The organism is Frankia sp. CcWB2 (assembly GCF_977927585.1).
Window position 1 is genome coordinate 1 of the sequence record NZ_CDWRCM010000079.1, and the last position, 8514, is coordinate 8514.

Sequence of the window (8514 nt, forward strand, 5' to 3'; positions counted from 1 at the left end):
GCGATCGGCGACGCCCGCCGAGCGGCGGACCGCATCCGGGCCGGCATCGCCCTGCTCGCCGACCAGGACCAGCCGCGCCACCGCGAGGCGCTGGCCGCGTTCCAGTTCGCCAACGAGGCGATGGCCGCCCAGCGCCGGCACACGGCGATCGCCCGGCTGCGCGACGAGCAGGGGCTGGACTACGCCGCGGCCACCGCCGCCGTGCGGGCCCGGGGCGCGGGGGAGGCCTCCTGGCGGCCGTTCCAGCTCGGCTTCGTGCTGCTCAACCTGCCCTCCCTGACCGACCCGGCGCACCCGGAGCGGGCCGCGGACGCCACCGCCGTCGTCGATCTGCTGTTCTTCCCCACCGGCGGCGGCAAGACCGAGGCCTACCTCGGCCTGACCGCCTACACCTTCGCGATCCGCCGCCTACAGGGGACCGTCGGCACCGGTACCGTGGCCCGCTCCGGCGAGGCCGGGGTCGCCGTCCTCATGCGGTACACGCTGCGGCTGCTCACCGCCCAACAGTTCCAGCGGGCCGCCACCCTGGTCTGCGCCGCCGAGGTGCAGCGCCGCGCGGACCCGGCGGCCTGGGGTGCCACGCCGTTCCGCATCGGTCTGTGGGTCGGCGGCGGGGTGTCCCCGAACCGGTTCGAGGACGCCCGCGACCAGGTCGGCGAGGCGCGCGAGGCCGGCGACGGCAAGCGGGCCAACGTCCTGCAGACCCTGAGCTGCCCGTGGTGCGGCAGCGCGCTCGGGGCCCATACTGACGCCCACGTCGACGAGGACCTCCGCCGGGTGCTGCTGTACTGCCCGAACGGCGAGGGGGCCGACGCCTGCCCGTTCTCCCGGCGGGCGGCGCCCGACGAGGGCCTGCCGGTGCTCACCGTCGACGAGGAGATCTACCGCTACGCCCCGAGCCTGGTCATCGCCACCGTCGATAAGCTCGCCCAGCTGCCCTGGCGCGGCGAGGCGGGGATCCTGTTCAGCCGGGTGAGCCGACGCTGCCCCCCCGGCACGGGTGCCGCCACGACGACCTCGACGCCCGCACCGGCTGCGGCGAGCGTCACCACAGCCGCGGCAGGCGGCCCGCCGTGACCAGCGAGCCGGTCGTCCGGCTGCGCCCGCCTGATCTGATCATTCAGGACGAGCTGCACCTGATCTCCGGTGCGCTCGGCACCACCGTCGGCCTGTTCGAGAGCGCGGTCGACGAGCTGTGCACCTGGCCGGTCCCGGCCGGCGCGCTCACCGGCCCGAAGATCGTGGCCTCGACGGCGACCACCAGGCGGGCCCGCGACCAGGTGCTCGGCGTCTTCGGCCGCGGCCTCGCCATCTTCCCGCCCCAGGTGATCGACGTGACCGATACGTTCTTCTCCCGGCGGGTCCCGGTCATCCCCGCCACCCCGGGCCGGCGCTACCTCGGCGTCTGCGCGCACGGGACGAGGATGAAGTCCGCCGAGATCCGCCTCGCCGAGATCCTGCTCCTCGCCGGCCAGACCCTGTTCGACCGGCACGGCACCCCCGCCGAGCCCTACCTGACCCTCGTCGGCTACTTCAACGCCACCCGCGAGCTCGCCGGTATGCGCCGCTACCTCGACGACGACGTCACCACCCGGGTGCGTACCCACGGCCGGCGCAAGGGGCTCGCCAACCGCATCGTCACCGGTACCGGCATGCTCGCGATCTCGGAGCTGACCTCCCGGGTCTCGTCGGCGGACATCAGCGAGGTGTTGGGCCGCCTGGAGATCCCCTTCGACCCCGAGCTCGACACTTCCGCGCGGCGGGAGGCCGTCGCCGAGAACGTCCGTGCATCGTTCCGGAGCAGGGAGCGGGACCGGCGGGCACCGCGCCCCCTCGCCGAGCGCACTCGCGCCCGGAGCAACCAGGACCGGATCCCGGTCGACGTGGTGCTCGCGACCTCGATGCTCCAGGTCGGGGTGGACGTCTCCCGGTTCGGGCTGATGGCCGTGATCGGCCAGCCGAAGAACACCGCCGAGTACATCCAGGCGTCCTCCCGGGTCGGCCGGGACGCCGGCCGCCCGGGTCTCGTCGTCACCCTGTACAACTGGTCCCGGCCGCGGGATCTCGCCCACTACGAGGACTTCGAGCACTACCACGCGACCTTCTACCGGCAGGTGGAGGCGCTGTCCGTGACCCCGTTCACCCGCCGCTCCCTCGACCGGACCACCACCGGCACGTTCGTCGCCGCCGTCCGGCACGCCGACGAGGCGAACACCCGCAACGTCGACGCCCACGGCGTGGACCTCGCCGGCCCGGCGGTCAGCGGAGTGATCGACCGGCTGCTGGCCCGTGCCGAGGCCGTCGCCGGGCCGCGCGGCCGGGAGTACCTCGAGGAACGGATCCGGCAGCTGATCGAGAGGTGGGAGCTGGCGAGGACGGGCCCGTCCCGCATCGGCTATCGCACGGCCGGGGGACAGCAGCGGGTCACCGGCCTGCTGGAGCCCGCCGGGCACGTCCGCTGGGACGTTCTCACCGTCGCCCAGTCGATGCGGGAGACTGAGCACGAGATCAACCTGCTGGTGCCCGGCCCCGCCGAGATCTTCACCCCCGCCTACGGCGAGCCGGGCTGGGCGTTCGGCGCGCCGCCGGACGCCGACGCTACCGGTGAGATCGGGAGCAGCGGTGAGATCGGGAGCAGCGAGGCGGACGGCAGGGATGACGAGGTAGTGGACGACGAGGCCGCCCCGGTCGGGGACGAGCTGGGGGAGACGGCCTTCGTGGCGGCACGGGCGGGCCGTCCGGCGCGGTCGGCCCGCGCGGCGCTCCCGGGGAGGGGCATCTGATGGTCACGGCGTTCCACCGGCGGGTCGGCGCGGTCCGGCCCAGTCACCTGATGTTCACCAGCGGTGTCGGCGCGCTCGTCGACCTGCCGAACTTCTCCGCGATCGTCCGCGGCGTCGACAACTGGGACTACCGCAACGTCCCCGAGTACCAGCCGATCGTCGAGCCGCGGTTGCTCGCCGCCGTGCGGCGGCTGTATGACCGGGGCGTCACCGAGCTGCGCCCGGCCCCGTGGGCGGAGACCGACGCGGGCGACCGCAGCGGGCAGGGCGCCCGGATCGGCGTGCCCACCGTGCCGTTCCCGAACTGGCTGCGCTGCACCGCCTGCAACGAGCTGGATGTGATCGCCTCCCGCGCGTTCGGGTTCGAGAACCCGTGGCTGACCCGGCCCCAGGACGCCCGCTTCTTCCACGGCACCTGCGGGCGGAAGAAGACCGGCCGCCGGCCGCTCGCGGTGGCGGCCCGCTTCGTGCTCGCCTGCACCGCGGGGCATCTCGACGACTTCCCCTACCCGATGTTCGTGCACCGGGGCGCGCAGTGCGCCAAGGCGAGTCATCCCCGGCTGCGGATGGAGGACCGCGGCGGCAACCTCGGCGCCAACGTCGAGATCCGGTGCGTGAACTGCGACGCCCGGCGCAACATCCGGGAGGCCATGGGACGCCGGGGGGCGGAGCACCTGCCACGCTGCCGGGGCCGCCATCCCCACCTGGGGACCTTCGCCGATGGCGGGTGCCCGCAGGAGTCCCGCCTGCTCGTCGTCGGCGCATCCAACCAGTGGTTCGCCCAGACGCTGTCGGTGCTGTCGGTGCCGCGGACCGGCGCCAGTGAGCTGGCGGTCAAGGTCGAACAGCACTGGACCGCCCTGGAAGGTCTTCCCACGGTGTCGATGCTGGCCTGGGCGCGCGCGCAGACCGCGGTGCTGCGCGAGTTCGCCCGATGGACGGACGAGGAGATCTGGGCTGCCGTCGAGCGGCATCGCGCCGCGATCGAAACCGGCCCGGCCCCGGGTGCCGACGCCGACGACGAGCGGGCCTACCCGGATCTGCGCACCCCGGAGTGGGAGATCTTCTCCTCCGCCGTCCTCCCCGAACCCACCGACGATTTCGCCCTGCGCCGCGAGCCCGGCGGTGTGCCGGCGCCGCTTGCCGGCTGCTACGCCGACGTCGTGCAGGCCGAACGCCTGCGGGAGGTACGGGCGCTGACCGGGTTCACCCGGCTGGACGCGCCCGACCCGGACGACCCCGACCTCGTCATCCGGGCGCCGCTGGCCCGTGGGCCGGCTTCCTGGGTACCGGCGAGCGAGGTCCGCGGCGAGGGCGTGTTCCTGCGGGTGCCCGAGGAGATCCTCGGCCCGTGGGCGCGCCGCGTCGCGGACAGTGTCGCGATGCGCGAGCACCGCGACGCCTACAGCCGATTCCGGGTGAACCGCTACTCCGACCGGATCGCCGGGGACTTCGATCCCATGCAGGGCTGGCCCGGGGAGCGATTCCTCGCCCTGCACACCCTGTCCCACCTGCTCATCCGGACCATCGCGCTGGAGTGCGGCTACAGCTCGGCCAGCCTGAGCGAACGCATCTACGCCGGGGACGACGGCGACCCGCGCGGCGGCATCCTCATCTACACGGCCGTCCCGGACGCGGAGGGCACCCTGGGCGGGCTGGTGTCGCTGGCCGAGCCCGACCAGCTGCTCCGGCTGACCCGCCGGGCCCTCGCCGACGCCCGGCACTGCTCGTCCGATCCACTGTGCGCCGAGCGGCTGCCGTCGGCGCCCGCCGACTTCCTGCACGGCGCCGCCTGCCACGTCTGCCTGTTCGTGTCCGAGACGACCTGCGAGCGTGGCAACCGCTTCCTCGACCGCCGGTTCGTCGTGCCCCTCGGAGACGAGCCGCAGGACCGCGCCCTCGCCCTGTTCGGCGGGCTGCCGTGAAGACGAGCGGCCGGGACACGGCGAGCTCCGCGGCTGCCACGGCCACAGACACGGCCACGGTCACCGCCACCGACATCGCCCGGCTGGCCGGAGTCGGGCGGGCCGCGGTCAGCAACTGGCGGCGCCGGTTCGCCGACTTTCCCGCACCCGTCGGGGGGACGTCGACCAGCCCGCTGTTCGCGCTGACCTCCGTGGCGGACTGGCTCACCCGGCATGACCGACCGTTCCAGGTCGAGGCGGCCGACCAGGTATGGCAGCGGATCCGGGGGGCCGTCGACGATCCGCGCCTCGGTGAGGTGACCGGCCATCTCGGGGGGTTCCTCATCCAGCGCCAGCGGGATCCCGCGGGCGCCACGGCCCTGCTCGGGGAGAGCGACGCGGTGGCGGCGGTATCCCTGGAACCGGCGATCGCCCGCGCCGTGCCGGAGCTTCCCGGTGGTTTCCCCGACACCTGGGAGACCGGGTGGGTGGCGATCGCCCGGGTCGCCGCCGAGGCGGCGGACCGGCACGGCCACGCGGAGCTCTTCGACGCGCTGCGCGCCCGCTACCGCGAGGTCTGCTCCCGGCAGGTGGCGAAGCCTCCGCGGGCGGTCGGGGAGCTGATGGTGACCCTCGCCGGCCTGCGCGGCCGAGCGGGGGCCGCCACGGTGCTCGACCCGGCCTGCGGGATCGGCGGGCTGCTGGAGGCGGCCCGGGCCGCGGGGGCGGGCCGCCTGCTCGGCCAGGACGTCAACCCGACGATGGCGCGGGTGAGCGCCGTCGGACTGCTGCTGCGGGGTGGTGACGCGCGGATCGTCGCGGGCGACTCGCTGCTCGCCGGCGCCTTCGCCGGGGAACGGGCCAACGCGGTCCTGTGCGCCCCGCCGTTCGGGCAGCGATCCTGGGGCTACGACGAGCTGCTCGGCGCGCCGTGGTGGCGCCACGGTGTTCCACCGCGGGGGGAACCCGAGCTGGCCTGGGTGCAGTACTGCCTGGCGCACGCCCGGGACGGCGCGCCGGTGCTGGTCATCATGCCGGCGGCCGCCGCGTCGCGCCGGGCCGGGCGCCGCATCAGGGCGAACCTGCTGCGTGCCGGGGAACTGCGCGCCGTGCTGGGGCTGCCGCCCGGGCTGTTCCCGACGGGATCGGCCCCGGATCTGTGGGTGCTCCGCCGCGGTGCCGGCCGCGGTGCCGGCCCCGATGCCGGCCCCGATGCCGGTTCCGGCGGGCCCGGGGCGACGTCCGCTCAGGTACTGCTGGGCCTGGCGCACGGTGAGATCGCCGTCGTCGAAGCGGCCTGGGCGTTGTTCGTCGCCGCCGGCGGGTTCGGCGGCGGCACCGCCGATCTGCCGGCGGGATTCCGGCGGATGTGCGTTGCGGACCTCCTCGACGACGAGGTCGACGTGAGCCCGCGAGGCTACATCGACCATCCTCCGGAAAGAACCGCTGTCGGTGAGTTCCCTGCCGTCCGGGAGGATTTCCTGGCGATGGTGGCCTCGTTGTCCTCGGCGGTTCCCCTCCTGACCCCACCGAGGGGATCCGGACCGGCGGACCGGCTGGCTTCGCCGAGTGTCACGATCGGTGAGTTGGCGAAAGCCGGATCGTTGACGGTCCTGATGGCCCCGTTGCAGACCAGGGCCGGGGTCGGTGACCTGCCGCTGCTCACCGCGGGCGACGTCCGGCATGGGCGGGGCCCGTCGGGCCGGACGGAGGAACTGGCCGGAATGCTCGTTCTCCGGCCCGGCGACGTCGTCTGTGTGACGGCGCCGGGGGAGACCACGGCCCGGGTCGTCGAGGACGCGGGTGCCGTTCTCGGGCCGCGGGTGGTGCTCCTGCGGGGCGATCCCGACCGGCTCGATCCGTACTTCCTGGCCGGGATCCTGCGGCCGGCCGGCCATCCGGCGCACGGGCGATCCGGTGGCGGTGCGGACGCCCAGGCCGCCGGCCGCTCGGGTGGATCGTCGCCGCCGGCCGGCCTGCGGCGGGTCCGGATACCGGTTCTCCCGCTGGCCGAACAGCGTTCCCGGGGGCTCGACTTCCATCGCCTCACGATGGTCGAGAAGTCGCTGCGCGACGCGGTGGAACTGGCCGAGACCATCGTCCGGCTCGGTCATCTCGGAATCGCCGACGGAAGCCTGCGGGGCGGGGCGACAGGTCCCATGTAATGACGCCCCTGCCCGGTGCGCGGGTCCGGCCGAAGCCTTGTCCTGGTGACGGTGAAGGCGGCGCGGTGCAGCCGGGATCAGCAACCCGACAATGCTGTGGCCGGCCGACAATGCCCTGGCCGATGCCGTTTCCGGGTGGGGGTAGTGTTCCCGGGGATCGGGCGGGAAGGGGCGGGGGCGCGGTGGCCGCGCGGTGGATGATCGATAGGCGGTATGAGCTCGAGGCTGTTCCATTGGCCAAAGGCGGAATGGGTGAGGTCTGGGTCGGCCGGGATGTGAAACTCGACCGGGAGATCGCGGTCAAGTTCGTCCGTTTTCCCGACGGCCAGCCGGACCAGGAGCTGATCCGCCGGTTCATCCGGGAGTCCCGCATCACCGCCCGCCTGTTGCATCCGGGGGTGCCGGCGGTGTACGACGCGGGTACCCACGAGGGGCGTCCCTACCTGGTCATGCAGCGGGTGCACGGCCTCAGCGTGGCGGATCTTGTCGCCGAGCAGGGCGCGCTGCCCGTCGGCTGGGCCGCCGCGATCGCCGCCCAGGTGGCCTCGGTGCTCGCGGTAGCGCACCGGGCGTCGCTCGTGCACCGCGACCTCAAACCGGCGAACCTGATGCTGGAGCCGGACGGCACTGTGAAGGTGCTGGACTTCGGGCTCGCCGTCGCGCTTGACCGGACCAACCTGTCGAAGATCACGGTGACCGGCCAGCACCTCGGCAGCCCCGCCTACATGGCGCCCGAGCAGGTGCTTGCCGGCCTGAGCACGCCGGCCACCGACATCTACGCGCTGGGTGCCACGCTGTTCGAGATGTTGACCGGTCAGCGGCTGTTCGCCGGTTCGTCGTCCTACACGGTGATGAACAAGCAGGTCGAGGAGGTCCCGGCGCGGGTGCGGTCGCTGCGCGCCGACGTGCCGGGCGGCCTCGACGAGCTGGTCGCCGCGATGCTGCGCAAGGCGCCGGAGGATCGCCCGTGCAGCGTGGAGAAGGTGTACGCGGCGTTGATCGGATCCGTGGTGGGCCTCGGCCCGCTTCCCGGGGCCGTCGACGACGCCGCGGACAACCCGGTACGGCTGTACGCGGCGGTCGCGGCCCGGGTGGTACCGCGCGGGGCGGCCCCGAACACTGCCCCCTCCACCCGGAGATCCACTGCTGAGCCGCCCGGGGAGCCCGATGGCGGGATCAGGCGGTCTGATCTTCGTCGTGCCCGGGACGAAGCTCGGACGTTGGCCCGGGCCTCCCGCTACAGTCAGGCCGCCGGTGTGCTAGCGGCGGCGGTGGACCGGGCTGGTCGTGCCCTTGGCCACGACAGCGCGGACGTGCTCGCGCTCCGTCTCGATCTGGCGGACCACCTGTTCGAGGGCGGCGACTTCCGCCGCGCCGTGGACGGCTACCGCACGCTTCTCGTCGATCTTGTCCACCGGGACGCTCCGGACAGCGAGCGGGTTCTGCGCTGCCGCCTGCGGGAGGCGACCTGCCGGGCCCTGATCGGTGAGACCGGCCAGGCGCTCGAACAGCTTCGTGGGCTGCTGGAGGACGAGATCAGGGTGTTCGGTGCGGACGACGCCCAGGTCTTCGAGCTGCGACGGCAGATCGGGCTGTTGCAGCTCGGCGCCGGCCATCGGGCGTCGGCCGCCGAGACCCTCTCGGCGCTGCTCGCCGATCTGC

The 8514-nt window shown here is 73.8% G+C and carries 3 protein-coding genes and 1 pseudogene; all 4 read left to right on the top strand.

Going from position 1 to position 8514, the window contains the following annotated elements; translation table 11 throughout:
• Positions 1-2783 (top strand): annotated as a pseudogene (gene drmA, locus ACY45C_RS10520) (DISARM system helicase DrmA); the annotation flags it as partial.
• The gene (gene drmB / locus ACY45C_RS10525) at positions 2783-4708 is read left to right on the top strand and encodes a DrmB family protein (protein WP_462187440.1); all 1926 of its coding nucleotides are present in this window, start codon (positions 2783-2785) and stop codon (positions 4706-4708) included. The pseudogene drmA and the gene drmB, both read left to right, overlap by 1 nt.
• Positions 4705-6852: an HsdM family class I SAM-dependent methyltransferase gene (locus tag ACY45C_RS10530; RefSeq protein ID WP_462187442.1), complete on the top strand. Its 2148-nt coding sequence runs from the start codon at positions 4705-4707 to the stop codon at positions 6850-6852. The genes drmB and ACY45C_RS10530 overlap by 4 nt, the downstream gene beginning before the upstream one ends.
• 197 nt (positions 6853-7049) lie before the next feature.
• Positions 7050-8514, top strand: a 1465-nt coding sequence (locus ACY45C_RS10535) for a serine/threonine-protein kinase (protein ID WP_462187443.1), incomplete at its 3' end; no start/stop codon positions are given.